Source organism: Enterocloster citroniae, from assembly GCF_040545455.1.
Taxonomy (GTDB): domain Bacteria; phylum Bacillota; class Clostridia; order Lachnospirales; family Lachnospiraceae; genus Enterocloster; species Enterocloster citroniae.
On sequence record NZ_JBEPLZ010000006.1, the window covers coordinates 184,628 to 210,450 of the forward strand.

The window sequence follows — 25,823 nt, forward strand, 5'->3', positions numbered from 1 at the left end:
TTTATGTTAGGGCATATTAAAAAATGCCCTGAAGTTACACAGCGAAAGGAGTTTTTCTATGAATCCAACCAAGAACTTTGACGTGATCATTATTGGCGCAGGTCCCTCCGGCATCTTCTGCGCGTACGAGTTAATCCAGAAAAAACCGGACATGAAGATTCTGATGGTGGAAAAAGGACGCCCCATTGAAAAGCGCGTATGCCCCAAGCGTACCACCAAGGTATGTGTTGGATGTAAACCGTGTTCCATCACCACAGGTTTCGCGGGAGCCGGTGCATTTTCAGACGGAAAGCTGTCCCTGTCACCGGACGTTGGCGGTAACCTGCCGGAGATCCTGGGCTATGACAAGACCATTGAACTCTTAAAGGAGTCCGATAATATTTACCTTAAATTCGGCGCTGACACCAATGTCTACGGTCTGGACAAGCAGAAAGAGATCGAGGAGATCCGCCGCAAGGCCATCAATGCCAATTTAAAGCTGATTGAGTGTCCCATCCGCCATCTCGGAACGGAAGAAGGATATAAGATCTATACCCGCCTTCAGGAACATCTTCTGGCCCAGGGCGTTACCATGGAATTCAACACCATGGTCAAGGATATTATCATAGAAGAAGACAGGGTAAAGGGAGTTCTCACAGACAAGGATGAGACCTGCTACGCCCCTGAGATCGTTTCTGCCATTGGCCGTGAAGGCTCAGACTGGTTCTCACACATCTGCGGGGACCACGGGATCGAGACCCAGGTAGGCACCGTGGATATCGGTGTCCGCGTGGAGGTAAGGGACGAGGTCATGAAGTTCCTGAACGATAACCTGTACGAGGCCAAGCTGGTATACTATACCCCCACCTTTGACGACAAGGTCCGCACCTTCTGTACCAACCCTTCCGGTGAGGTTGCCACGGAATACTACGAGAACGGCCTGGCCGTTGTCAACGGACATGCCTACAAGTCCAAGGAATACAAGACAAACAACACCAACTTTGCCCTGCTGGTGAGCAAGAACTTTACAAAGCCTTTTAATGAACCTATTGAATACGGCAAACACATTGCCCAGCTCTCCAACATGCTCTGCGGCGGCCGGATCATGGTGCAGACCTTCGGCGACTTCCAGAGAGGGCGCCGCACCACAGAGGAACGCCTCTGCCGCAACAACCTGATTCCCACCTTAAAGGACGCAGTACCCGGGGACCTGTCCCTGGTGTTCCCTCACCGCATCATGACCGATATTAAGGAAATGCTCCTGGCCCTTGATAAAGTGACCCCCGGCATTGCCAGTGATGAAACCCTTCTCTACGGCGTGGAGGTCAAATTCTACTCCAACAAGGTGGTAGTGAACACAGATTTTGAGACCAGCATCAAAGGCCTTCGGGCCATCGGCGATGGCGCATCCGTCACACGCGGACTGCAGCAGGCGTCCGCTAACGGTATCAGCGTGGCAAGAAGTATCTTAAAACAAATGGAAGCTTAAGCTTCTCCCTATCCTGTCAGGGCCTTACCTAATGGTATGGCCCTGTTTTTATGCATCCTTCTCATCCCCTAGCCTCATAGTGGTATATCACTTGTCCATTTTTATTTAATGATATTCCATTTTTTCCGTATTTTCATCTATTCAATCTGCTCTTATTTTCTCATCTTTGCTATGATATATGTACATATTTTGATTTAAAGTTAACATTTTCTTCACGATTTATTTGCTAATTGCACAAAAATAAACTTTATATTAGTGCAAAACATGAATAGACACACCGGTATATCAGTTGTAATATATAGTAAGTGGTATATCACTTTAGCACATGGCCAGTTACTACAAAACAATTGCATATTGGAAAATAGGAGGAAAAGTTATGGCAGATATGGTTGCCGGCATCTTACTGTTGATCACGTTTATCGGATTAATCGTATATTGCTTTAAAGGTGGAAATCTATTGATCGGTTTTATCACAACCGCGGTTTTATGGTGTATCATCGGGTTGGTGCCCCTGGAAACAGTGGTAAATGTTGTATTTGAACAATCAGTTGAAAGCTACGGAAAAACCATAGCGATCATTGTGTTCGGCGCCTGGTTCGGACGGGTTCTGGTGGATACCGGGATCGCAGGCTATATCATCAAAAAAACCGTTGAATTTGCCGGCGACAAGCCGTTGGTCACAGCCCTGCTGTTAAACATTGTATGTGCCCTGATCTTCTGCAGCGCCTTCGGTGTGGGCTCTGTTATGGCCATTGGTATGATCGTTCTGCCGATCATGTTTTCTGTGGGAATTGACAAAAAGGCAGCCGTAGGCGCTTACATGCTGGCAGTTGCATCCGGCATGTACCTGAATATCGCATATGTAAGCCAGTTTTTTGCCGTATTCCCCAATATACAGTACGATAATAAATACATCCACTTTGCAGTGATCGCCACGATCATCAGCATTGTAGTTATGATCGCCTTTATTGTTTTTAACTTCATGCGTCAGAATAAGACCAGGGCATTTGCCGCTCCCGTATCCGTGGATGCCCAGGAGCTTCCCTTCTACTGCATCCTGGTACCCTTTGTTCCCATTATCATGGTATCCTTTTTCAAATGGCAGCCCGTACCGGCTTTCCTGCTGGGCATTCTTCTGGGACTCCTTTTCACACGCAACCTTTCAAGCTACTCCGCTGCCGTGGAAAAGGTACAGAAAACATTGTATGACGGTGTTGCCGACTCCGGTCTACTGATCGGAATGCTGTATGGGGTTAATATTTTCCAGGCAGCCGCCAAGGAAGTGGCCCCCATCCTGCAGAATCTGCTGGGCGGACTGATCCCCCAGTCTCCCCTTGTACTGCTTGTACTGTTCTGCATCCTGGCTCCCCTGGCCCTGTTCAGAGGCCCCCTTATGATCTGGGGTTCAGGAATTGCCCTTGCATCCATCCTGCAGGCCATGGGTATTTTCACAGAACCGTACCTGTTCATGCTGTTTTTGGTTCCGCCGGTTTCCATCGTGGCATCAGCCTGCCCAACGCAGTCCTGGACCATGTGGGCCCTCAGCTACTCCAAACTGGAGCCAAAAACCTACATCAAGACAAACCTGCCATGGGGCTGGATCGCCTTTATCGCAATACAGATAGTCGGTTACTTTACATACAGCATTATTTAAGAAGGGACGTCACTGAATGATGGAAAAAAGAGCAATCAGAATCGGAATCGATGTGGGCGGCACTCACACCAAAGCTGTTGCCATTGACAACAGTACCAACCGGATCGTGGGAAAAGGGTCGGTTATGACGACCCACTTTGCCAAAGAAGGCGTGGCCAAAGGAGTGGTGGATTCCTTTCAGAAATGCCTGGAGGAAAATAATATACAGCCGGATGAAGTGATTTTTATCGCCCACAGCACCACCCAGGCCACCAATGCCCTGTTGGAGGGCGATGTTGCCAAAGTAGGAGTGATCGGTATTGGAAAAGGCGGTCTGGAGAGTTTTCTCACCAAACGCCAGACAAAGATTCCCGACATTGACCTGGGAACAGGCAAATTCATCCATATTGATTCACACTTTATCAAGGCAAAGGACATGAATGAAAATTCCGTCCGAGCACTGATCCAGGACATGTACAACCAGGGCGACCGGGTTATTGTAGCATCCAAGGCTTTTGGCGTGGATAACATGTCCGAAGAAAAGCTGGTGTCCGAAACCGCGGATAAGATGGGGCTTCCCTCCTCCATGGCCTCCGACATCACCAAGCTTTACGGCCTGACCACCAGGACCAGGACCGCTGCGCTCAATGCCAGTATTCTTCCAAAAATGATGGAAACAGCCAACAGCACCGAATCCTCGGTGCGCTCCACAGGCGTTAATGTGCCTCTAATGATCATGCGCGGCGATGGCGGCGTCATGGAAGTCAATGAGATGAAAAAGCGGCCCGTGCTCACCATGCTTTCAGGCCCTGCCGCATCGGTGATCGGAGCCCTGATGTACCTCAGGGCATCCAATGGTATCTACTTTGAGGTAGGCGGCACCTCCACCAATATCGGCGTGATCAAGAACGGACGCCCCGCTGTTGACTATGCCATCATAGGTGGGCACCGGACTTATGTCAACTCACTGGATGTGCGTGTGCTGGGTGTTGCGGGAGGTTCCATGGTGAGGGCCGGAAAGAACGGCATCACGGATGTGGGACCCAGGTCCGCCCATATTGCAAACATGGGCTACGCCTGTTTTACCGATCCTTCATTGCTGGAGGGAGCCGCGCTCTACCATATGCAGCCGCGGGAAAATGATCCGGATGATTATGTTGCCATCCGCTTAAACAACGGGGAATCCGTTACCATTACCAACACATGCGCCGCCAATGTCCTGGGAATCCTGGCCGAGGGAGACTATGCCTGCGGCAATGAGGACTCCGCCAGGATGGCTATCAAGCTCCTGGCAGATGAAGTGGGAATGTCCGTGGAGGATACAGCCAGAGCCATTCTCCAGAAATCCACAGACAAGATCAAACCCGTAATTGAAGATTTGATCGCAAAATATAAAATAGAGCGTGACCAGATCGTGCTGGTGGGAGCCGGAGGCGGCGCCGGTACTCTGCTCACCTTTACGGCCAATGATATGGGCTTTAAATACCAGATCCCGGAAAATGCAGAAGTCATCTCCTCCATTGGGGTAGCTCTTGCCATGGTCAGGGAAATGGTTGAGCGCACCCTGCCCAATCCCTCTGCCCAGGACATTGCGCAGCTCAAAAAGGAGGCAAAGGAAATGGCCATGAACTCCGGTGCAGTAGAAGACAGCATAGAAGTCTATGTGGAAATCGATGAGCAGGCCCAGAAAGTGACGGCCATTGCCATGGGATCCACCGAGGTAAAGACCACTGATCTGATGAAAAATTGCGATGAGAAGGAAGCGGTCAGCATAGCAGCCGCATCCATGGGCGTGGCAGAGGACAAGGTAAACCTGGAAGCGACCAATGGACAGATTTTTGTGGCCACCTGCAGGCAGGGCAATAAAAACCAGCTCCGGGTAATTGATAAAAAAGGCTTTGTAAAAATCCAGCGCTCCGATGGAAGCTGCCTGACCACCACTATGGAAAAATCCGGCGAAAATCTCAAAAAGATATGGGATGCCTCCTCCAACTTTTCCTCCGAAGTCCGCATCAATCCGGACGTGTATGTCATCTGCGGCTCAAGAGTGATCGACTATTCCGGCATTCCGGAATACAAACAGGTGGCAGGGCTTATAGAAGCAGAGCTTTCCGACAGGGCCCCCTCCGATGAGATCATACTTGTGCTGGCCAAAAATGCTCTGGGCTGATCACAGACGCCTATTGTTACAAGGAGAAGGACCATGGACAATTACCCCGATGAATACTGGTACGGCCTGCTGCTGTCCAAAGATTCTGCGGCCAGACCTTTGACTTCTATGCAGAAATCAATTATAATTAAACAAAGTATGCAAGAAGCCGCTTTGCAGAAAGAGCACATCAGAAAATGCTTTGGAGATCAGCCCCCGGAGAGCTGTCTTGGCAGGATGGGTTTTGACCTTAAGGATGACGGCCGCGAACCTATGGCCGCATTCTTATACATGGGATTAATGGAACCGGACAGCAAAACTGTCTGGATCAATATGACCCTTATATCCATGGTAGAGCATTATATGGAAGTCCATATGCCCGAAGATATCTCCCGTAGGCAAAAGCTGCGGGAGATTGTCTGCTGGCATGAGCTCTACCATGTGATCGAGGAATGTACACCGGACATCTACACCAGGAACGTCCGCGTACCGGGCCGGTTCCTGGGTATGATACCATGCTGCAGAAAGGTGGAAGCTGCCAGTGAGATCGGCGCCATCCATTTTTCAAAGCTGATGTCCGATGTGGCGTTTTCGCCATACATCTATACCAGATATCTTATGGCTGCGGCAAATCAGGATTTGGAAGTGAGATATGGGCACTGAACCAGTTATAAAAGAAGATACGAATATTTATTCAATTCTAAGAGATGACATTGTGAAATTGCGTTTAAAGCCTGGTATGTTCTTTAATATTAAGGATATATGCAGGCTCTACGATGTGGGGCGTTCCCCTGGCCGGGAGGCCCTTCTTCAGTTGGAACAGGAAGATCTGATCACGGTTCTGCCCCACAGGGGAAGCATTGTATCAAAGCTGGATCTGGACCGGATCGATAACGAGCGTTTTGTCCACCGCTCCATTGAGGAGAATGTTCTCAGGGACTTTATCGGCATGTTTTCCCCGTCCGTCATCCTTCGCATGGAAAACTGCATCCTGGAGCAAAAGGAGCAGTACCGCGCCAAGGACATCCGGCGCTTTTTTGACGCGGATGAAGAATTTCACGCCCTGTTTTTTTCAGAGATATTCAGAGACTACTGTCTGTCCGTGATCGAAAGAGAATGCAGCAACTATAAAAGGATACGTCTGCTGGCCCTGATGGCGGACGAAAATTTCATGAAGAACTCCATTGAGGAACATGAGTCCATGATAAGGGCAGTGTCCACCAGAAACCTGGATAAGCTGATGTTCTGGTCCTCCCTGCACACAGACCGCTACAAAGCCCAGGAGCGCTGGCTCCTGAAACGTTTCCCCGACCTGTTTACCCAGTCGGACAAAGAGTCGGAAGGCATGCGCAAGAGTCCGGCGGACTTGACATCGGACTTTCTGTTGTCCATTCGTTCCAGGGGGCTGTAAGAGTTTTAAATCTTAGAAGCCAAAACACCGGGAATCTCCTGCTCCTAAGGAGATTTCCGGCGTTTTTAAAATAATGGCCTTACTTACGTATCAAATATTGATCTTTTCGTCTATCAGCCAGCAGAGCGTAAAGGCGGGCTGTATCATAATCCGGATGGGACTCGATCATATCGTACAGTTCCTGAACCGCATCCAGGGGTTCCACCAGATCCTCAGCAATCCGGACTGCCGACTGTCCTTTTTCCATCTTCCGCATGACCAGCGTTATCAGCTTTTCCATTCCACCCTTTTCTATCCCTATACTTTCCCGTTCCTCCAGCTCATCTGCAAACAGCTCCCTCAGCGCGTCACACATTTTCCTCACCTCCTGATATTTTTCCCAGTTAGCCCGCATGATCAGATCCATGGCCGTCTCATACAACGGATTTCCTTCATTTCCCTTATATTCCTTTGCAAGGACCTCTATATCCTCATCCAGTTCCAGTCCGCTTCTCAGACGGCTCAGCCAGATATTGTCTTCCTTTGATAATTCCCGGATAACCAGGATCTGTACAGGAAACAAAAGTCCGTTTATATAATAAATCCCCGGATATGCCAGTCTCATATCTACCCTGTACGTTCTTTTTAGGAAATTTGACAAGCTTTGCGGATAATGGCTTACTGCCAATGTCACCGTTATCTGGGAGGGAAGGATCTCCCGAACCTGCTTTGTATTTGACAGCAGGATACATGCATACCCTATAACCTTATAGAAGTCATTTACACTCACATAGTCTTTCATTCCCTTATATTCCACCACATTATATCGGCGAAACATTCTGCCTATGTTCTTTTCTATCCTTCGCTCCGAATCTTTTTTTATCACCAATACATCAATCTGCATAGGCTTACATGTAAGATTATACTCCGCATAAAACTGTATAAACTGCTTCTCTTCTTCCAATTCAATCTGCAATACTGCAAAAAAGGCAGGATGCCATTGCAGCCGCTTTTTATCCATACATTTCCTCCTTATATTATAATAAATTTCTTTCCCATCTTCAATAGAACATCCGGAACATCACCTGACTTTCTTGTAAGAGCATACTCTTGTAGCATCATATACTTCCCAGTAGTACAGTTTGGAACCACGGCCGAAGTGGCCATTACAGCGCCCATAGGGCACCAAAGATTGTCTGACACTTGATGTGTCAAGATTGTGATAAAAACCGTGTTTTCACTATAGCATAAGAATACATAGAAAACAAGAGCCGCTCCCCAGCTAACATTTCGTTATCCAGAAACGGCTCTTAATTATTAACCTACCGTAACAGTTCAGGACGGCGGGAAAATGGGTGCAAAAGCGAGCGTTAAGCTTGCTTATAAGTCCGTTTTTGCACCTATTTTCACATCGGATGTCCTGAACAGTTATAATCTACCAATATACTATGCCAGCGCTTCCTCAGCCGCTTCATTCTCCAGCAAGGTGGTCTCATACTTGTTCAGAATAATGGTCTGGATCATGTCTCTTGTGTTGGAGTTAATGGGATGGGCAATATCCCGGTACTCTCCGTCTGCTGCCTTGCGGCTTGGCATTGCTATGAATAAACCCTTTTCCCCCTCGATAACCTTGATGTCATGAATGACGAATTCATTGTCCAGGGTGATGGAAACAATTGCTTTCATCTTCCCTTCCTTTTCTACCCGTCTTACTCTCACGTCCGTAACCTGCATGTTCTTATACCCCTTCCGTCTTATCCCGCTTCAGCCTGCAGCTGCGCTCCCCGTGCGCTTAACCCGCTGTCCGCTGCGTCTTATAATGTATACCTTTCGTTCTTCTCCACAACGATTTTGATGTTCTCCGGCGTGCCGATATGTGTGGTGTTGGCGCGGATGGTATCCCTGCTCTCAACAATGCAGTTCTCAATCACGGTATTATCGCCAATATAGACATCATTTAGAATAATGGAATTCTTAATCACACAATTGTTTCCCACATATGCCTTTTTGAAGAGAATGGAGTTCTCCACCGTTCCGTTTAAGATACATCCGCTGGAAATCAGGCTGTTCCTTACAATGGCGCCCGGATTGTACTTAGCCGGCGGCAGATCATCGATCTTGGTGTATACATCAGGATACTGCTTAAAGAAGTAATCCCGGACCTCAGGTTTTAAGAAGTCCATGTTGGTCTTATAATAGGAGTCCACGGAAGCGATATTGTTCCAGTATCCGCTCAGCTTGTACGCGTAGATCCTCTTAAGGTTCTTATAGCGCACCAGGATATCGTTAACCAGGTCATATCTGTCTTCAGCTGCACAGCGCTCCAGCAGTTCGATCAGCTGTCTTCTGCGGATCACATAGATACCGCAGGAAATGGTGGTTGCATCACTTGCCATAGGCTTCTCCTCGAAGTCCGTGATACGTCCGTCATCGTTAAGCTTCACACAGCCAAACCTGGTTACGTCAGTGCCGTCTTCCATGTCCTTGCAGACAACTGTGATATCTGCTTTTTTCTCAATATGGTATTCCAGGACCTTATTGTAATCCAGCTTGTACACGCCGTCACCTGCAGCGATTACCACGTACGGCTCATGGCTGTTCTTTAAAAAGGTCAGGTTCTGGTAAAGTGCATCTGCTGTTCCGCGGTACCAGTCACCGTTCTCCGGTGTGATGGAAGGCGTGAATACAAACAGCCCGCCCTGTTTACGTCCGAAATCCCACCACTTGGAAGAACTCAGGTGCAGGTTCAGGGATCTGGAGTTGTACTGTGTAAATACAGCCACATTCTGGATGTGGGAATTCGTCATATTGCTCAATGCAAAGTCTATACTGCGGTAGCTTCCTGCAACCGGCATGGCAGCCACTGCTCTCTTATTAGAAAGTTCCCGCATCCTCTTGCTGTTACCACCTGCTAATACGATACCGATTGCTCTCATTTTACGCCACCTGCCTTTATAATGTAATTTCCGCTTGCCAGTAATCCGTCAGGATAGTCACTTACGGTTGTATCGCCTGCTATGGCAGTGTTCTTGCCAACCCTCATCCCGTCAGGCACAATGGAATTCTCGCCGATGGTTACAAGGTCAAACTGATATACCTTTGGATCATATGTGCTGGGGGCATACTCACCCACTCCCAGCTGGACGTCAGAGCCAATCTTTACATTCTCTGCAATGACAGCCTTGTCAACTACACTTCCCGCTCCAATGACGCTTCCCTGCATCACAATGGAATCGCGGACCACTGCCCCCTTTCCAATGGTAACACCGGCACCGATCACGGAATTGACAACCTCGCCGTAGATCTCCGTGCCTTCACCTATGATACTTCTCTCAATGTTCGCATCACATGATATGTACTGGGGAGGGATCACATCACTCTTGGTATAGATCTTCCAATACTCCTCATACAGGTTGAATTCCGGAATGATATCAATGAGTTCCATATTCGCTTCCCAGTAGGAGCCAAGGGTACCCACATCCTTCCAGTATCCGTTGTACTCGTAAGCAAACTCCCTGTCGCCCTTTGCATGGCAGTATGGAATGATATGCTTGCCGAAATCGCATCCCGGCTCGTCCTTCATCTTAATCAGCGCTTCCTTGAGCACCGGCCAGCTGAAGATGTAGATTCCCATGGACGCCAGGTTGCTTCTGGGAACGGGAGGCTTCTCCTCAAATTCCATGATACGATTGGACTCGTCCGTAATCAGGATACCGAAACGGCTGGCTTCCTCAATCGGTACCGGCATTGCAGCAATGGTGATATCTGCGTTGTTAGCTTTGTGATAATCCAGCATAACCTCATAGTCCATCTTGTAAATGTGATCGCCGGATAAGATCAGAACATACTCGGGATTATATGTCTCCATATATTCCAGGTTCTGATAGATGGCATTGGCAGTACCTGTATACCAGTCGCTGCCTTTGCTGCGCTCATAAGGAGGTAATACTGTTACACCACCAACATTCCGGTCCAAATCCCATGGAATACCAATTCCAATATGAGAATTTAAACGTAATGGCTGATACTGTGTCAGAACTCCGACAGTATCTACCCCGGAATTGATACAGTTGCTCAGTGGAAAATCAATGATCCGGTACTTCCCCCCAAAAGATACGGCCGGCTTGGCTACTTTCTGTGTCAGTACGCCAAGGCGGCTTCCCTGTCCGCCTGCTAATAGCATAGCTATCATTTCTTTTTTAATCACGTTATCACCTCTTGCTGTTAAGATTTTTGTAATTTTAATTATATCACAAACTTCGTAAATAGTACATAAATTTTTTAATATATTTCTCTGTTTTTGTGCATTTTTCCGACATTTTCTCCCTTATTTCTCCATTTATCACCGGTTTTCTCTATATCTAGTGTTTGATTTATTAAGCCGCCACTAAATATCCCCCTTCCCCCAGGACGCATACCGTCATGGTTCGACAAAAAGGCCCGCTTACCCATCATATCAGATAAACGCCTCTTGTATGACTGTTAAATTCTTCCACTGTACCGTCCTTTGGAGGCAGGCCATTATAAGAGGAAGGTAGAATAACCTTGAAACATTACGGGAAATATCTTATAATCACGTTATATGTAGTTACCGTCCATTTCCTGGGGAATTGGGGATACTGTATTGTATAGAGAGAAAAGAAAAGGAGATTATCAGTCATGGATCTGATTACCGTAAGAGAACTTTACAAACATCCGGAGGAATATCTTGACAAGGAGATACAGATAGGAGGATGGGTCCGCAGTCTGCGTGATTCCAAATCCTTTGGCTTTATTGTGGTAAGTGACGGAAGTTATTTTGAGACCCTTCAGGTTGTATATCACGACAACCTTTCCAACTTTGCAGAGGTTTCCAAGCTGAACGTAGGCACTGCCATCATTGTAAAGGGCACCCTGGTGGCCACTCCCGATGCCAAGCAGCCATTTGAGATCCAGGCAGCAGAGGTAACGGTGGAGGGCACATCCGCATCCGATTATCCTCTGCAGAAAAAGCGCCACTCGTTTGAGTATCTGCGCTCCATCTCCCACCTGCGTCCAAGGACCAACACCTTCCAGGCCGTGTTCCGCGTCCGTTCACTGATCGCATATGCCATCCATCAGTATTTCCAGGAACGGGATTTCGTATATGTGCACACACCGCTGATCACGGGAAGCGACTGTGAGGGCGCCGGGGAAATGTTCCAGGTCACCACTCTGGATCTGAACAATATCCCCAAGACAGATGACGGCAAGGTGGATTTCAGCCAGGATTTCTTTAATAAGCCCACCAACCTGACCGTAAGCGGACAGCTGAACGCTGAGACCTATGCCATGGCCTTCCGCAACGTATACACTTTTGGACCCACCTTCCGCGCCGAGAATTCCAATACAGCCCGCCATGCAGCTGAATTCTGGATGATCGAGCCCGAGATGGCATTTGCAGACCTGGACGACAACATGCGCCTGGCCGAGGGAATGCTTAAGTACATCATAAAGTACGTGCTGGAGCACGCGCCGGAAGAGATGAATTTCTTTAATCAGTTTGTGGACAAGGGCCTTTTGGAGCGCCTTAACAATGTGCTGAACGCAGAATTCGGACACATCACTTACACAGATGCAGTGGAGCTCTTGGAAAAGCACAATGATGAATTTGACTATAAGGTATCCTGGGGATGCGACCTTCAGACCGAGCATGAGCGCTATCTGACGGAGAAGGTATTCAAGAAGCCTGTGTTTGTAACAGATTATCCAAAGGAGATCAAAGCCTTCTATATGAAGATGAATCCGGACAACAAAACCGTTGCCGCCGTGGACTGCCTTGTTCCCGGCATTGGCGAGATCATCGGAGGAAGCCAGAGGGAGGACAATCTGGAGAAGCTGGTTGCAAGAATGGATGAACTGGGCCTGAACAAGGACGATTACGGTTTCTACCTGGATCTGCGCAAATACGGCTCTACCCGCCACGCCGGTTTCGGTCTTGGCTTTGAGCGCTGCGTTATGTATCTCACAGGAATGGGCAACATCCGCGATGTGATCCCCTTCCCAAGAACCGTAAACAACTGCGAGCTGTAAACAAGTGTACTCTCGGAATCTCCAGACTCCGGGAGTACACACAATTAATTTAGGAGGCAGACATGAAATTCATCCACACTGGGGATATCCACTGGGGTATGTGCCCGGATGCCAATAAACCCTGGGGCAAGGAACGGGCCCTGGCGATCAAAGATACCTTCAGGACAATCATTGAAAATGCAAAAGAGATGGATGTGGACTGCTTATTCATCAGCGGCGACTTGTTTCACAGGCAGCCGCTGATGAAAGATTTAAAGGAGGTCAATTATCTTTTTTCCACAGCACCTTCCGTTAAGATCATTATCATAGCAGGCAATCACGACCGTATAAGAGATAATTCCGCCCTTTTAAGTTTTACCTGGAGTCCCAATGTGACATTCCTCATGGATGAGAACCTGACCTCTGTCTACTTTGAAGATATTAACACAGAGGTACACGGCTTCAGCTATCACCGGGCTGAGATTAAGGAACCGCTTCTGGACGACATCCAGGTTCCCCTAAACAGCAGGATCCAGATCCTCATGGCCCATGGCGGTGACCCGGCCCACCTTCCCATCAGTTTTAACAGCCTGGAACTGTCCCCATTTTCCTACATAGCCCTTGGGCATATCCACAAGCCCCATATCGTGGTGGAGGGGAAAATGGCATACTGCGGCTCCCCGGAACCTTTGGACCTCACTGAGACAGGCCCTCACGGCTACTATATGGGCGAGATCCATCCTGTTACCAGAAAGCTTCTCAGCCTTAAGTTTGTTCCGGCGTCCAGTCTCCAGTATGTTCCCCTGGCAGTGAATGTGTCCAAGGACACCACTAACGGCGAACTGTCCGACCGGATTGCCAGGGAAATCCAAAACCGCGGGGAACAGAATATCTACCGCTTCCGTCTAAAAGGCATGAGGGACCCTGAGATTGAATTTGATCTGGAGCAGCTATCCTCACGTTTCAGAATTGCTGAGATCATCGATGACTCAGAACCTCAATATGATTTTTCAGCCCTGTTTGCTGAACATTCCAGCGATATGATCGGGTTCTATATCCAGGCCCTTCAAAAAGACGACATGAGCCCGGTGGAGAAAAAGGCGCTGTACTACGGGGTCAATGCACTGCTTCGCACCACGGATGAAAGGAGCTGAACCCATGAAGATACTGAGTCTGCATATTGACGGCTTTGGCAAACTCCACGACCAGGACATCTCCTTTCAGGATGGAATGAATGTGGTGTATGGCAAAAACGAGGCCGGTAAATCCACCCTGCACACATTTATCAAGGGTATGCTGTTTGGCCTGGAGCGCCAGCGGGGGCGCGCCGCACGAAACGACACCTACAGCAGATATGAGCCCTGGCAGGGAAGCGGTACCTACGAGGGATGGCTGCGCCTGGAAAGCGAAGGACAGGTGTACCGCATCCAGCGCAGGTTCCATAAGCGCAGCAGGGAGCTTACCATTGTCAATGAGACCCTGGGCAGGGAGGTAGAGCCCACCAAGGCCCTGCTGGACCAGCTGCGCTGCGGCCTGTCTGAGACAGCCTATGACAACACCATCAGCATCGGACAGCTAAAATGTGCCACAGAGGGCGGCATGGTGTCCGAGCTCAGAAATTATATTGCCAACCTTAACACCTCGGGCAGCATTGCCCTGAACATAACAAAGGCCACTGCCTACTTAAAGGCCCAGCGGAAGGAACTGGAGAACCAGCTTGTACCCGAGGCTGCGCGCACCTACACCGGCCTTCTGGGTGAGATCCGCAAGGTGGAGCAGGAGATATCCGCACCTGAATATGCCAACCAGCTTATTGCCTGCCGCACCAAGAAAACCGAGGTAAGAAAGCAGTTGGACCACCTTCAGAGGGAAAAGGAAGGGTTATTGGAAAAGGCTGCCAAGGGCCGCCAGATCCTCCTTAACAGCCAGTTCACGGACCAGGCTTCCGTCCAGGTCTATATTGATGATACAAAAAAACTGTACGGCGAATATGACCGCGCCAGAGCGGCCTGCAGCAAGAAATCCAGGACCGTGTGCGCAGTGTTCATGTTCCTTATTACACTGGTATGTTCCGGGATCTCAGCCGCATGCCTGGCAGCGCCCCAGGCAGTGCGCACCCTGATACAGGTTCCCCTGCACATGACTGCGGCGGCGGGGATCGCAGGCGGTATCGCCCTGGCTGCCCTGATCATAGCCATTGTGCAGCTGAACAAAAACAGCCGGTTTAAGAAAGAACTGGACACCAACACACGCCTGCTGCAGGAAATATTTGCCCGTCATTTGGGGGACTCATCCATTTCTCCGGAAGCAATGAATGCCCTGGAGGGCAAGATGGCAGAGTTTCTCCGCCTCAGCAAGGCGGTGGAGCAGTCTGAGCAGACGCTGGAACAGCTCACTGCGGAGATCGGGCAGCTGCAGTCAAAGGAGGATGTGTTCTCGGAGGAGATTGAAAAACAGCAGCGGATCCAGTGGGAGCTGGAAAAGAAGCTGGAGCATCTGGCCGACTGCAAGACAAGGGCCGAGGCCCTGAAACATGTACTGGCAGAGAATGAGCGCGTCCAGGAGGAACTGAACGCCATCGACCTGGCCCAGGATACCATGACCGCCCTGTCCACCTCCATCCGTGATTCCTTTGGACTATACTTGAACAAAACGGCCTCCGACCTGATATCCGGGATTACAGGGGGTATCTACCGCAGCATGAGCATTGATGAGAACCTGGATGTGTTCATGAACACGCCCGGCAAACTGGTCCCCATTGAGCAGGTGAGCAGCGGCACCATGGACCAGATCTATCTGGCCGTGCGTCTGGCAGCTGCCAAACTGGTCCAGAACGGACGGGACACCATGCCCCTGATATTTGATGACAGCTTTGTGCTCTATGATGACGACCGGTTAAGAACCGCCCTTAAGTGGCTGGTAAAGGCATATGACAGCCAGATCATCATATTTACATGCCATCAAAGGGAAGCGCAGCTTTTAACCGCCAATCAGGTAAAGTATCACCTCATAACGATTTGACAATGAGCTTTATAAAAAAACTCTCCAACCGCCTGGGTCCGGTATCGTCCGGCGCCTTGGCTTGGAGAGTTTTTTGCGTTCGTTTTTTGCGTCACCGTCTGTCTATCTCAGTACCTGGAGGCATCCTGACACCAGCAGCATCACATAGACAACGGTTCCAAAGGTTTTTGTATTCAGCCGGCTGATCATCCGGTTTCCTGCCATCACAGCTGCCGCTACAAAGGGAAGCCCGCACACAGACAGCCTGGCTGCAGGCAGGGTCATACTGCCTGTAACTATGTTTTTTAGCGTAAGCAGAAGGTTCAGGGAGAACCAGATGGCGCTTAGGGTCACCCGGTAGGACCGCTTATCTGTAATGGCCCGGTTTGCATATATGACCGCCAGAACCCCGCCGCAGGAAAATGCCCCGTGAATCACGCCTCCCAGAAACAGGCATACATAATATCTAAACCCGATCCGCTTCTCTGTTTTCTTTCTCCTGTCATGCCAGAACAATCCCTTCAGTGCCACAAGAATAGTAAATATTCCCAATGCAAGTTTTAACGGACGCTCCGGGAGACAGGAGTAGGCAGCCATGCCTATGGGCATTCCCAATACCATAAGAAGGAACATGACTGTATAGGCGCGCTTCTCAACATATGCCCTGTCATGTACCAGGATCATCAGCGCGGCTGCACACACAATAGCGGTGATGGCCGGAATGGCGATATGAATCCCCACGATCATGCTGCACAGAGGAAGCGCGGTCACAGTTCCCCCAAATCCCAATGTGGCTTCGATAAGATAGGCCAGCAGCATGACACCGCAAAAGCCCAGTGTATGTATGGTATCCATGTTTTACAGAAGCTTGCGGAACATGGCATCTAAAATCTCATCCGTTACTTCCACCGGGTTCAGAGCCATATTGGGGTGATGGCATTCTTTGACCAGTGATGGAATGTTACCTTCTGATATCCCTGCCTCACTCAGCCTGCAGCGCAGTCCCGCTCTCTGTTTTAATGCAAGGATATCATCCGCCAGTTCACAGGCGTCTTGCCTGCCGATCATCTTTGCCAGCTGGTGGAGACGGCCACCCTGTGCATCCTTATTCAGTCTCAGGAAGCTGTCCAGGGTTATACCGCATGCCTCACCGTGGGGCACATGGTAAATGCTGGTAAGAGGATAGGAGCACACATGGGGCCCGCTTGTCTTAGGCGCTGCAAATGCGATTCCGGCCAGCAGGCTGGCTTCGCACATTGCGGTTCTGGCCTCAAGGTCATTTTCATCTTTATAAGCCCTTTCAAGATATTCAAATACCAGGGAACACGCTCTGACCGCACATGCATCGCATACCGGCTGATGGTTCCTGCTCCAATACCCCTCCAGCGCCTGGCTCAGCACATCGATCCCGCATGATGCAGTCACTGAGGGAGGCAGCGACAATGTCAGCCGGGGATCCAGTATGGCCAGGTCAGGATAAAAGTTAGGGGTTCCCACAGGCATCTTCTTATTATTCTCCTCATCTGAGATCACTGCCACCATGGTCACCTCGCTGCCGGTTCCCGCGGTTGTGGGAATGGCGATCAGGGGCAGATGCCCAGGTCCAAAGGTCTTTTTCCCATACATATATTCCCGTATGGAATCCTGGGTTTTACACAGGCTTCCCACTGCCTTTCCGCAGTCCAGGGAGCTTCCTCCTCCCAGGCATACCAGAAACTCATATCCCCGCTCCCTGACAAGCCCGGAACAAGTATCCACATTCTCAACAGTAGGATTTGGTACCAGGTCAGAGAACACACCCGTTATCCTGCCTTTTGACGCCTCCACCACCTGATCGGCCAACCCGTTCTTTATAAATACCGGATCACTGATCAGCAGGCCGTTTGACAGGCCTTCCCCTTCTATAAGGCGTCCCAGTTCCCCGGATACCTTGCCTGCTCCAAATTCTATTCTTACCGGTAAAGAAAAACTCCAGCTCATTCAATCCCCTCCATTCCATTATCTTCTTGTCCATTATCTTCCTGTGTTATAGGTCTTCTGCTATTTTATATACCGCATACTGGTTTTGTCCATGGTTGGCGCTTACAAGGAATGATACTCCCCTGATCTCTGTTACGCAGACATTGCTGCTCCCCGCCCCTGAGTCCACCACAACGCTTTGCCATTGTCCTTCTTTTATCCAGAATGCCAGTAGATTTCCATTTCCTCTGCGGTGACCGCAGATGATCATCCTTCTTCCCTGGAACAGGCCTGCCCAAAGTGAGTGGGCAAACTCCAGTTCCCCGGAATACTGCCAAATTTTATGCCATGGCCCGTTCCGGCCAACCGGGGACATCCCCGGCAGACTGCCGGATTCCGCGCCTGATGAGCTGTCCGCTCCTCTTTTATAGACCCTTAAGCAGGCGCCGTGAAAGGGGGAAATGGTAACCAGTTCGTCCTCCCCATCGCCATCCAGGTCAAAAGCCGCCGCTTCCCCGCATGATTCTGACAAAAGCTGCCGGACCTTCCAGTCCTTTATCTTCGCACCGGGTTCAAACGCGTACACCCCCTGATCTGACGCAGTCATTACCGTCAGCCGCCCGTCCAGCATCCCCTTCCACATTCCATGGTTGTGGAACTGGCCGTCCAGAAGGATTTCCATGGACTGCTCTGTCCGGGATCGGCCGCCCCCTGACCCTCCGGCCCGAAAGTCCTCCCCCAAGCTCCCATCCTCTCTCACAGGAAGGACCGCCACGTAGCCCGGGCTGCTCCAATCATCCTTCCCCTCCTTTTTCCTGCACAGAACTCCCAGGACCAGCCAGTTCTGATCTCCTGCCTTTACCACCTCAAAGCGATGGAGATAGGGAAGCTTAAAAAGCGTCCTGCTGGCATAGCTCCCATCCTCCCGGGCATTGGTCAGGAGCAGGCCGGAGTCTGCTGCCAAAAACGGCGGGAAAAATCCATATATGGAGGCAAAACCACCCCCGCTCCCGGGCCACTCTGCCATCTGCATTACTCCGCCAGGGGTTGGAAAGGGCCTGGTCAGATCCAGATCCATCACCACCCCGCCTCCATCAGTCTCAGAAGCAGCAAGCAGTTTACATGTTCCATCTATGTGGAGTGCACTGACAGAATAACATTTCTCCAGCCCCCCTGCGGCTATCTTCTCAAATCTCATTCTCTTATGGGTTTCCCAAACTGATACGGGCGGATCATCTGCAGCAGGTCGTCATATCCTTTAAAAAAGCCTTCCAGACAGGTAATAAAGGCGCCGTAGTGCTCAAATTCCTCCTCTTTCATCCCATCCTCCTCATAGGCCCGGACAAAGTCAGGCAGCTTATCCTTCAGCTGGGCGACCAGCTCCGGACTGACCGGGGCACTCATGGATTCCTTTATCTCAAATCCGCTTAGTTCCACCTGTTCCAGGTAATAGCGGGTGAGTGTCATGGATATCCTGCCCCCCATGAGAGCGGACCAGGCATAATGGTTTCTGTATGCAGCGGTCAGAAGTCTGGTCTGGTAGCCCCTCTCCTCAAATATCTCATAAGCGTGCTTAAACACAGCCACTCCGGCCCATTCCAGGCATTCCGGGTCAATGGCAATATTGTCCCTTTTAACCACCTTCTTAAGCCAGTCGTCAATGCGGCCGATCATTATGGTGCACACAGGGGTCATGTGTTCTGTCTCAAGTCCCTCTTTCCTTCTTCTCTCCAGCCCCCGCTCCACTGCCTCCGCAACCTTCACAGCCTGAGCCACTGAAAAGGATACGGTGGCATTGATATTGACACCCTGGTACGTGGCCTCCTCAAACGCTTTGATCCCGGCCGGTGATACAGGCATTTTCACCTGCATATTAGGGGCCAGTTTGGAAAACTCCACTGCCTGGGCCGTCATTTTCCCGGCGTTTTTATAGTTCTTTATATTGGTCTGTATGGAAAGGCGTCCATAGCGGCCATTGCTTTCCTCAAATAATGGTTGCAGCATACCGGCTCCCCGTATCCCCATCTCCTTGATCAGCTCCCAGGCCACCTCATCCTCCGTGACCTCAGGCTTGGCAAACAGTTCGCAGATCCTGCTTTCCCACATGGGCAGTTCCTGCTTTAATACACTGCCCACAATGACCGGGTTGGTGGTGGCTCCCACGATCCCGTGTTCAATACCCCACTTAAGGTCCTTTTCTGCACATGAATCACACCACATATGAGTCTCCGGAAATTTAGTCCGGATATCTCTTATCATTCCCATTATGTAAACCTCCTTTGTTTACTTTACCATGAGCATACCTGAAAAATGCTCTAATACAGCTTTCTGAACCGGTTAGGGGTCATTCCCACTTCACGCTTAAAATACCGGATAAAATTATTCGTGTCTAAAAATCCCGACTTAAATGCGACCTCACTTACCAGCAGATCCGAGTTCAAAAGCAGTTCCTTTGCCTTTGCGATCCTGGTGAGCAGCAGAAAACGTTTGGGGCTGTATCCCGTGGAACGCTTGAAACAATGGGACAGATAATAAGGATTAATATAATACATCTCCGCCAGACTTCCGATCTGCACTTCCTCCGCATAATGCTCTTCCATATATTTCTGGATCTCATAGACTTCCATCTTGAACTTGGGCTGCTCACTGTCATGGGATGCGCCTATGATGCGGTCCGCCATAATAAGGATCTGGCGTATGATATTCACCACCATTTCCTCGTAATACCGGTTGTCCTTTGCCTTGCTCTCCTGGAGCAGCTGCCAGAACAGGGCGGCCATCAGTTCCTGATGACCATCCATGGAAACACAGTGGTCAAATCCTGCGGGGCGGTTCTTTAATATGGATATGAGCTGTGGAATGGCCAGAAGCCTGTCGATCCGTTCCGTGTCCAGTATGAGAAAATAGCGGCAGCACGGCTCCTCCACGATCTTGTAGTGGTGCTCCTCAAAATTACTTATAAATACCAGCTGATTGGGGCCGACCTCATACTGCATGTCGTCAATGCGTACATTCATCCGACCGGACACCACATAAGTCACTTCATATGCATTGTGATAATGGATATCATGCCTTGTTGCGCCATCTCTGTACCGGCACGTCATCAACCTCTGTTCAACACCCATACTCAATATCCTCAAATTGTTTTTTTAGGCTTGCAAAATTTGCTTCCAGGTCAGGGCCATTTCCAAAAAGCGCCGCTGTCCCTGCCACGAACACATCACATCCCGCTTCCTTTAGTTCCTTTAAATTACGGGAACACAGGGAACCGTCCATCTCAATTTCAAAATCCAGGCCCAGTTCGCGTCTCAGCCTTGCCGCCTCCCTGATCTTCTCTGCCATCTCCGGGATATAAGGCGCACCGGGGAATCCCGGTTCAATAGTCATGATAGTAAGCCGCCGGATCTTATGTATATACGGCCTTACCGCCTCCAGACTGGTAGCCGGGTTGACCGCCACTCCCGGTCTGCATCCACAGGCCGTGATCCTGTCCAGCACGCGGAATGCCCCGGTTGTTATGGTCTCTGCGTGAGGTACAATCACGGAAACCCCCGCTGCCGCTAACTGGTCTATGTAATCCAGGGGCTTTTCCACCATGATATGACAGTCCACAGGTATTTTGCTTCCCCGCGTCACGGCTTCCACAAATCCTGGAAACAGTCCCAGGGTTGGGACAAACCGGGAGTCCATCATATCCACATGGAGATAGTCCGCGCACCGGTTCATGATCTCCAACTGCTGCCCCACCTTCAGCATATCCATGCAGATCAGGGACGGCGATATTTTATACGCCATGTTCCACCTCTCTATCTGTTGCTATCCTGTTACTGCCCTGTTATTGTCCTGTTCCGGCCTTTTTTAACGACATGTGTTTCATCATAAAGGAGACTACAGGAATCAAAACCGCTGCGATCACCAGGAAGGAGCCTGCGCTCCACTGGCTCATGCATCCCCAGAAACTGCCATAATACATCAGGGAACGGCGGTAATACTGCTCCACCATACTGCCCAGCACAAATCCCAGCAAAAGGGGCGGAAGGGGATAATGGTTCTTTTCCAGTGCGTATCCGAGAATGCCAAGGACAATGATCACATAGACATCAAACACCCTGTTGTTTACGCTGACACAGCCTATGACACAGCACATGGCAATAAGAGGCATCAGATAATACCGGGGCACCTGTACGATCCTGGCAAAAATGGGGATCCCAAAGCTTTGGAACACAAACATCAGTATATTGGCAACAAAAACAGCCAGGATCAGGGTGTGGATCAGCCCCTTATTAGTTGTAAACAGCATGGGGCCAACTGAGATTCCCTGCATGACCAGAGCCGCCATGATAATTGCTGTAACCGAATCCCCGGGAACTCCCAGGCTCAGCATAGGAATCAGGGCGCCACCTGTCACTGCGTTGTTGGAAACTTCCGTGGCATACACACCCTCGGGAGTTCCCTGCCCGAATTCCTCGGGGTGCTTGGAAAGCTTTTTGGCTGCCGCGTAGGACAGCATGGATCCTGTAGAGCTTCCCATTCCGGGAAGGACTCCGATAAATGTTCCTATCACACTGCTTCTTAAAATACAGGGCCAGTAGCCCAGCATATTCTTTTTGCTTGGAAGATAGAATATCTTTTTTTCAAAATTGGCGGAAGTCATATCCTCCCTAAGCCGTCCCGCTGTTGCCAGTATCTCTGGCACCGCATAGATCCCTATGATAACAATTACCATGGAAAGCCCTGCTTCCAGCTGGTAAAAGTTAAATGTAAACCGCTTCACAACACCATCCATGGAACTCATGCCCACGGTTGACAGCAGCAGGCCGATCAACATACTGATCAGTCCCTTAACCACGTTGTTCCCCATCAGCACACTGACCAGGCAAAGGGAGAGGAATGTGATTCCAAAATACTCCCATGGCCCGAATTTGATTGCCATCTTTGTCAGGGACGGCGCGATGAGCCAGAGGGCAAAGGCGCTGAACAGTCCGCCGATAAAAGAGCCAAAGGTTCCTATGGCCAGAGCTTCCGCGGCCTGTCCTTTCTGGCACATGGGATACCCGTCAAAGGTTGTCGCTATGGCTGCCGCGGTCCCGGGTATACGAAGAAGAATGGCGGACACAAGACCACCGGAGATCCCTCCCATATAGACTGCGATCAGCAGGGATACGGCCGGAACCGTATCCAGAGCAAAACTGAAAGGCAGCAGCAGTGCTACTGCAATAGGTGTATTGAGCCCGGGGATCGCTCCGAATATGATGCCTACCACCACGCCCAGACACATCAGGGCCATTACCTCTGGATTGAGGATGGAGCCCGCTACTGACATTATTGCCTCCAAAATATAACCTCCTTTATACCAGGCAGTTTCATCTTCCGATCTGCCCCATTACTTCTAAATCCCGAATATGCCTGTGGGGACCATGACCCTAAGAGCGGACTGGAAGAACCATGTCACCCCATAGGCCGCTGCCACTAGGCAGATTCCCCTGATAAACAGCCATTTATCAACCTTAAAGCTTCCCTTTGAAAAATAGATCATCACGTTCACAACAACATTCAGGTAAATAATGGTGGCGATCATAAATCCCAATATATTAAGGCTTGCCACATAGACGACCAGAGCCAGCAGAAAAAATCCTCTGTGGCCTTTAAACAGGTCCATAAATATAAAGTCCGGTCGTTCTTCCTTTTTCTGTTTCAGTATCTGTATGATACGAATCAGGGAACAGGCCAGAAGCGCTGTCAGAATGATCCGGGGATAAGTTGCCGGTCCTCCTGAGGTGTCCTTGATCACCTGCCAGGACAATGTGTTGATGAGTCCCGCAATGCTTACAACGAATAAAAATAGATTAAAGTATATTTCACCCATTACCTAATCCTTCTCCTGCCTTTCATTATCTGTAAGGCAGAATCCGCCTGAACGGATCCTGCCCCAAAACTACGTTTAATTCAGCCCTTTCGCAAATTCCTGGAAATCAGCATACATCTTTTCCAGATAAGTTACATACTCAGCCGTAGGAATATAGCTTGCGGAATAGGTAAGGTCCGTGAGCTGTTTCTGAACTCCCTCGTCCGCTGCGGCTGCCCCAAACAGGCTGGAGAGGTATTCCACCACATCGTCCGGAGTATCCTTTGGCGCCCAGATGCCAAATACCTGGTTCATCACGTTTGTCTCATACCCCAGTTCGGCAAAGGTAGGCACATCCGGGTAATTTGCAAAGCGGTCATCCGCATATAATCCCAGGATCGTAAAGTCCCCGGAATCCACATAACTGGTAAGCCCTGCCAGAGAATCGATCATCACATCAATACGATTGCTCAAGAGTTCAGGAGCCTTTAAAGTTGTGCCCCCTATATCTACAATATTAAAATCAACGCCCTCCTGTTTTTCCATTGCCAGTACACAGAACATAGGAAGTCCGCCGGTAGCCACGCCGAATTTCAGTTCCCCGGGCCTGTCCTTTGCTGCCTGGACCAGATCCTCATAGGTTTTGATGCCGGAAGAGGTATTCACCGCCATCCCTAAATAAGAGGTGACAAACAGGCTTACAGGTTTGAAATCTTCATATGTAAATTCACAGGACCCCTTCGCATACTGCATGGCATAACCTGCCGGGGCCACAAGAAGGGTATATCCGTCCCCAGGTGAGGACATTACCTGCTGGGCGCCGACCGCACCGCCTGATCCGGTTACATCCGTAACATTCATCATGGCCCCATCCATGATACCGCTGATATAGTCGGCGTAGATCCTTGCAGGGATATCAGATGTGCCGCCTGCCTCGTATGGATTCACAAGCGTGATATCCTTATTGGGAAAGCCTTCCGGCGCCTTGACCGGGGCTGCCTGTCCGCTGTTACCGGCTGCCTGGGCCTCTGACTCCTTCTTTTCTCCCTCCGCCCCGGGAGCCTCTTTTGCTGTTTCCGGCGCCTTTGCTGCTTCCTGGGCTGATTCTGCCTGGGTGGATGCCGCCTGAGTTGCTGCCGGCTCTGCCTTTTTCCCTCCGCTGCATCCCATGAGACCTGCCGCCAACCCCACCGCCAACGTAATTGATAACACTCTCTTAAACATTTTTTCTCCTCCTCTTTTAATTGAACGCTTTATAAAAATGATTTAAAATACACATTCGGCTCCTCTTCCATTGCGTGCTCAAATCCCCGCTCGAACATAAAATGCCGGTCATCCTTATTGTCCGGATACACGAACTTGCCTCCCACCTGCCAGATATAAGGCTTAAACTCATACTTAAGCCGGTCCCGTCTCATATCATACAGCACATCCACCTCTCTGGTGTCTGCCATAAAGCAGCTCCAGGTCTCATAGTGAACCGGTATGATGACCTTACATCTTAAGTTCTCCGCCATGCGCAAAACATCACTGGACGTCATCTTATCCGTAAGTCCGGGCGGGTTCTCCCCAAAGGATGCGATCGCCACATCGATCTGGTGCTGCTTCCCATGCCTTAATGTATAATTGGAAAAATGGGAATCCCCGCTGTGATAAAAACTTCCCCCCGGCGTCTTGATCAGGTAGTTGACAGAGCGCCGGTCCATATCATCCGGACAATGGCCTTTCAGCTCCCCATCCCTCGGGGCAGTAAGCAATACGGTCCTGTCAAAGCTGTCCAATACCACGATCTCGCAGTCCTTAACCTTTATCACATCCCCCGGCTTTACCGTGGTGCATCTTTCTTTTGGCAACCCCCATTCAATCCACTGTTTTGTCACATACTCAGGCCCGATAAAGGGAATATCCGGGAACTTGTGGTAAATCGCAGCCAGAGAGTTGGGATCCATGTGATCCCTGTGGTTATGGGTTACCAGATAGGCATCCAGTTTTCTTACTTTAAAGGGATCCATCACAACCGGAATCATCCTTGTGTTGGGAAACCTCTGCCTTCCTCCCACCATCCGGTTCAGCTGGAAATCCGGTCCTCCCAAATGAGGAGGAAGCTTTGAAAAGTCCTGTGTCACCTTTCCTCTTCCCACCCAGAAGTCCACCACTATATCCGTGTTGTTCTCTGATTTCAGCCAGATCCCCGTGCATCCAAGCCACCACATGGCAAATGTTCCGGGTGTAACCCTGGTCTCACCAATTTCCTCGTTAAGCCATTCTCCCCATTCAGGAAAAACAGACTGTATCCAACTCTCACGCGTTGTATCATCTATTAATGACATATAAATATTACCCCTCCGT

General features: G+C 49.9%; 23 protein-coding genes. 8 read left to right on the top strand and 15 right to left on the bottom strand.

From position 1 onward, the window contains the following. Positions 1-58 precede the first annotated feature (58 nt). The 5 genes from ABID13_RS10255 to ABID13_RS10275 all read left to right on the top strand — a co-directional run bounded on the left by ABID13_RS10255 (position 59) and on the right by ABID13_RS10275 (position 6,661). Positions 59-1,468 (top strand): NAD(P)/FAD-dependent oxidoreductase, encoded by a 1,410-nt coding sequence (locus ABID13_RS10255; protein WP_007865276.1) that lies wholly within the window; start codon positions 59-61, stop codon positions 1,466-1,468. A 376-nt stretch (positions 1,469-1,844) separates the two neighbouring features. Next, entirely contained in the window at positions 1,845-3,122 is a 1,278-nt protein-coding gene (locus ABID13_RS10260) for a hypothetical protein (protein ID WP_007865274.1), read from the top strand. Positions 3,123-3,141: 19 nt separating this feature from the next. Next, complete coding sequence (locus tag ABID13_RS10265; protein ID WP_045091249.1) at positions 3,142-5,271, top strand: hydantoinase/oxoprolinase family protein; 2,130 nt, start codon at positions 3,142-3,144, stop codon at positions 5,269-5,271. A gap of 33 nt (positions 5,272-5,304) precedes the next feature. Further along, positions 5,305-5,913: a hypothetical protein gene (locus ABID13_RS10270; RefSeq protein WP_045091169.1), complete on the top strand. Its 609-nt coding sequence runs from the start codon at positions 5,305-5,307 to the stop codon at positions 5,911-5,913. Continuing rightward, positions 5,903-6,661, top strand: a complete 759-nt coding sequence (locus ABID13_RS10275; protein WP_007865267.1) for a GntR family transcriptional regulator — start codon at positions 5,903-5,905, stop codon at positions 6,659-6,661. Before ABID13_RS10270 ends, ABID13_RS10275 begins: the two co-directional genes overlap by 11 nt. A 79-nt stretch (positions 6,662-6,740) precedes the next feature. Here ABID13_RS10275 and ABID13_RS10280 read toward each other — a convergent pair whose 3' ends face one another. From ABID13_RS10280 to ABID13_RS10300, 5 genes are all read right to left on the bottom strand, one after another. Further along, positions 6,741-7,661 carry a hypothetical protein gene (locus ABID13_RS10280; RefSeq protein WP_045091168.1) on the bottom strand — a complete coding sequence of 307 codons (921 nt, stop codon included), beginning with the start codon at positions 7,659-7,661 and terminating at the stop codon, positions 6,741-6,743. A 425-nt stretch (positions 7,662-8,086) separates the two neighbouring features. Further along, complete coding sequence (gene spoVG / locus ABID13_RS10285; RefSeq protein WP_007865261.1) at positions 8,087-8,374, bottom strand: septation regulator SpoVG; 288 nt, start codon at positions 8,372-8,374, stop codon at positions 8,087-8,089. A gap of 80 nt (positions 8,375-8,454) precedes the next feature. Next, complete coding sequence (gene glgD / locus ABID13_RS10290; protein ID WP_007865252.1) at positions 8,455-9,576, bottom strand: glucose-1-phosphate adenylyltransferase subunit GlgD; 1,122 nt, start codon at positions 9,574-9,576, stop codon at positions 8,455-8,457. Further along, on the bottom strand, positions 9,573-10,847 hold the full coding sequence (locus ABID13_RS10295; protein ID WP_007865248.1) for a glucose-1-phosphate adenylyltransferase: 1,275 nt from the start codon (positions 10,845-10,847) through the stop codon (positions 9,573-9,575). Before ABID13_RS10295 ends, glgD begins: the two co-directional genes overlap by 4 nt. Positions 10,848-10,921: 74 nt before the next feature. Beyond that, a complete protein-coding gene (locus ABID13_RS10300; RefSeq protein ID WP_156200092.1) occupies positions 10,922-11,095 on the bottom strand; it encodes a hypothetical protein in 174 nt (57 codons plus the stop codon). A 204-nt stretch (positions 11,096-11,299) separates the two neighbouring features. Between ABID13_RS10300 and asnS the strand changes: the two genes are divergently transcribed. The 3 genes from asnS to ABID13_RS10315 all read left to right on the top strand — a co-directional run bounded on the left by asnS (position 11,300) and on the right by ABID13_RS10315 (position 15,691). Further along, on the top strand, positions 11,300-12,691 hold the full coding sequence (asnS, locus tag ABID13_RS10305) for an asparagine--tRNA ligase (protein ID WP_045091167.1): 1,392 nt from the start codon (positions 11,300-11,302) through the stop codon (positions 12,689-12,691). 62 nt (positions 12,692-12,753) lie between these two features. After that, positions 12,754-13,824: a metallophosphoesterase family protein gene (locus ABID13_RS10310; protein ID WP_007865242.1), complete on the top strand. Its 1,071-nt coding sequence runs from the start codon at positions 12,754-12,756 to the stop codon at positions 13,822-13,824. Between the two features lie 4 nt (positions 13,825-13,828). After that, on the top strand, positions 13,829-15,691 hold the full coding sequence (locus ABID13_RS10315; RefSeq protein WP_045091165.1) for an ATP-binding protein: 1,863 nt from the start codon (positions 13,829-13,831) through the stop codon (positions 15,689-15,691). A 102-nt stretch (positions 15,692-15,793) separates the two neighbouring features. Here the strand turns inward: ABID13_RS10315 and ABID13_RS10320 are convergent, their stop codons facing one another. The 10 genes from ABID13_RS10320 to ulaG form a co-directional block, all read right to left on the bottom strand. Further along, a complete protein-coding gene (locus ABID13_RS10320; protein WP_045091164.1) occupies positions 15,794-16,525 on the bottom strand; it encodes a sulfite exporter TauE/SafE family protein in 732 nt (243 codons plus the stop codon). Positions 16,526-16,528: 3 nt separating this feature from the next. Continuing rightward, positions 16,529-17,650, bottom strand: coding sequence for an iron-containing alcohol dehydrogenase family protein (locus ABID13_RS10325; protein ID WP_048930072.1), 1,122 nt, complete (start codon positions 17,648-17,650; stop codon positions 16,529-16,531). Between the two features lie 46 nt (positions 17,651-17,696). Next, positions 17,697-18,827 carry a hypothetical protein gene (locus ABID13_RS10330; RefSeq protein ID WP_048930073.1) on the bottom strand — a complete coding sequence of 377 codons (1,131 nt, stop codon included), beginning with the start codon at positions 18,825-18,827 and terminating at the stop codon, positions 17,697-17,699. Next, a complete protein-coding gene (locus ABID13_RS10335) occupies positions 18,824-19,894 on the bottom strand; it encodes a transaldolase family protein (protein WP_048930074.1) in 1,071 nt (356 codons plus the stop codon). The genes ABID13_RS10330 and ABID13_RS10335 overlap by 4 nt, the downstream gene beginning before the upstream one ends. A 50-nt stretch (positions 19,895-19,944) precedes the next feature. Continuing rightward, the gene (locus ABID13_RS10340) at positions 19,945-20,754 is read right to left on the bottom strand and encodes an AraC family transcriptional regulator (protein WP_045091160.1); all 810 of its coding nucleotides are present in this window, start codon (positions 20,752-20,754) and stop codon (positions 19,945-19,947) included. Continuing rightward, positions 20,744-21,424 (bottom strand): ribulose-phosphate 3-epimerase, encoded by a 681-nt coding sequence (locus tag ABID13_RS10345; protein WP_048930075.1) that lies wholly within the window; start codon positions 21,422-21,424, stop codon positions 20,744-20,746. Before ABID13_RS10345 ends, ABID13_RS10340 begins: the two co-directional genes overlap by 11 nt. 40 nt (positions 21,425-21,464) lie before the next feature. Continuing rightward, positions 21,465-22,964, bottom strand: a complete 1,500-nt coding sequence (locus ABID13_RS10350; protein ID WP_143111146.1) for a tripartite tricarboxylate transporter permease — start codon at positions 22,962-22,964, stop codon at positions 21,465-21,467. A gap of 54 nt (positions 22,965-23,018) precedes the next feature. Further along, positions 23,019-23,495: a tripartite tricarboxylate transporter TctB family protein gene (locus ABID13_RS10355; RefSeq protein ID WP_045091157.1), complete on the bottom strand. Its 477-nt coding sequence runs from the start codon at positions 23,493-23,495 to the stop codon at positions 23,019-23,021. 75 nt (positions 23,496-23,570) lie between these two features. Continuing rightward, on the bottom strand, positions 23,571-24,698 hold the full coding sequence (locus tag ABID13_RS10360; RefSeq protein ID WP_048930076.1) for a tripartite tricarboxylate transporter substrate binding protein: 1,128 nt from the start codon (positions 24,696-24,698) through the stop codon (positions 23,571-23,573). Between the two features lie 29 nt (positions 24,699-24,727). Then, positions 24,728-25,804, bottom strand: coding sequence for an L-ascorbate 6-phosphate lactonase (gene ulaG, locus ABID13_RS10365; protein ID WP_045091155.1), 1,077 nt, complete (start codon positions 25,802-25,804; stop codon positions 24,728-24,730). Positions 25,805-25,823: the final 19 nt, after the last annotated feature.

Excerpts from the sequence above, each read along its gene's own strand:
- ABID13_RS10255 (WP_007865276.1), top strand. The coding sequence starts at position 59 with ATGAATCCAACCAAGAACTTTGACGTGATCATTATTGGCGCAGGTCCC.
- ABID13_RS10260 (WP_007865274.1), top strand. The coding sequence starts at position 1,845 with ATGGCAGATATGGTTGCCGGCATCTTACTGTTGATCACGTTTATCGGA.
- ABID13_RS10265 (WP_045091249.1), top strand. The coding sequence starts at position 3,142 with ATGGAAAAAAGAGCAATCAGAATCGGAATCGATGTGGGCGGCACTCAC.
- ABID13_RS10270 (WP_045091169.1), top strand. The coding sequence starts at position 5,305 with ATGGACAATTACCCCGATGAATACTGGTACGGCCTGCTGCTGTCCAAA.
- ABID13_RS10275 (WP_007865267.1), top strand. The coding sequence starts at position 5,903 with ATGGGCACTGAACCAGTTATAAAAGAAGATACGAATATTTATTCAATT.
- ABID13_RS10280 (WP_045091168.1), bottom strand. The coding sequence starts at position 7,661 with ATGGATAAAAAGCGGCTGCAATGGCATCCTGCCTTTTTTGCAGTATTG.
- spoVG (WP_007865261.1), bottom strand. The coding sequence starts at position 8,374 with ATGCAGGTTACGGACGTGAGAGTAAGACGGGTAGAAAAGGAAGGGAAG.
- glgD (WP_007865252.1), bottom strand. The coding sequence starts at position 9,576 with ATGAGAGCAATCGGTATCGTATTAGCAGGTGGTAACAGCAAGAGGATG.
- ABID13_RS10300 (WP_156200092.1), bottom strand. The coding sequence starts at position 11,095 with ATGATGGGTAAGCGGGCCTTTTTGTCGAACCATGACGGTATGCGTCCT.
- asnS (WP_045091167.1), top strand. The coding sequence starts at position 11,300 with ATGGATCTGATTACCGTAAGAGAACTTTACAAACATCCGGAGGAATAT.
- ABID13_RS10310 (WP_007865242.1), top strand. The coding sequence starts at position 12,754 with ATGAAATTCATCCACACTGGGGATATCCACTGGGGTATGTGCCCGGAT.
- ABID13_RS10315 (WP_045091165.1), top strand. The coding sequence starts at position 13,829 with ATGAAGATACTGAGTCTGCATATTGACGGCTTTGGCAAACTCCACGAC.
- ABID13_RS10320 (WP_045091164.1), bottom strand. The coding sequence starts at position 16,525 with ATGGATACCATACATACACTGGGCTTTTGCGGTGTCATGCTGCTGGCC.
- ABID13_RS10325 (WP_048930072.1), bottom strand. The coding sequence starts at position 17,650 with ATGAGCTGGAGTTTTTCTTTACCGGTAAGAATAGAATTTGGAGCAGGC.
- ABID13_RS10330 (WP_048930073.1), bottom strand. The coding sequence starts at position 18,827 with ATGAGATTTGAGAAGATAGCCGCAGGGGGGCTGGAGAAATGTTATTCT.
- ABID13_RS10335 (WP_048930074.1), bottom strand. The coding sequence starts at position 19,894 with ATGGGAATGATAAGAGATATCCGGACTAAATTTCCGGAGACTCATATG.
- ABID13_RS10340 (WP_045091160.1), bottom strand. The coding sequence starts at position 20,754 with ATGGGTGTTGAACAGAGGTTGATGACGTGCCGGTACAGAGATGGCGCA.
- ABID13_RS10345 (WP_048930075.1), bottom strand. The coding sequence starts at position 21,424 with ATGGCGTATAAAATATCGCCGTCCCTGATCTGCATGGATATGCTGAAG.
- ABID13_RS10355 (WP_045091157.1), bottom strand. The coding sequence starts at position 23,495 with ATGGGTGAAATATACTTTAATCTATTTTTATTCGTTGTAAGCATTGCG.
- ABID13_RS10360 (WP_048930076.1), bottom strand. The coding sequence starts at position 24,698 with ATGTTTAAGAGAGTGTTATCAATTACGTTGGCGGTGGGGTTGGCGGCA.
- ulaG (WP_045091155.1), bottom strand. The coding sequence starts at position 25,804 with ATGTCATTAATAGATGATACAACGCGTGAGAGTTGGATACAGTCTGTT.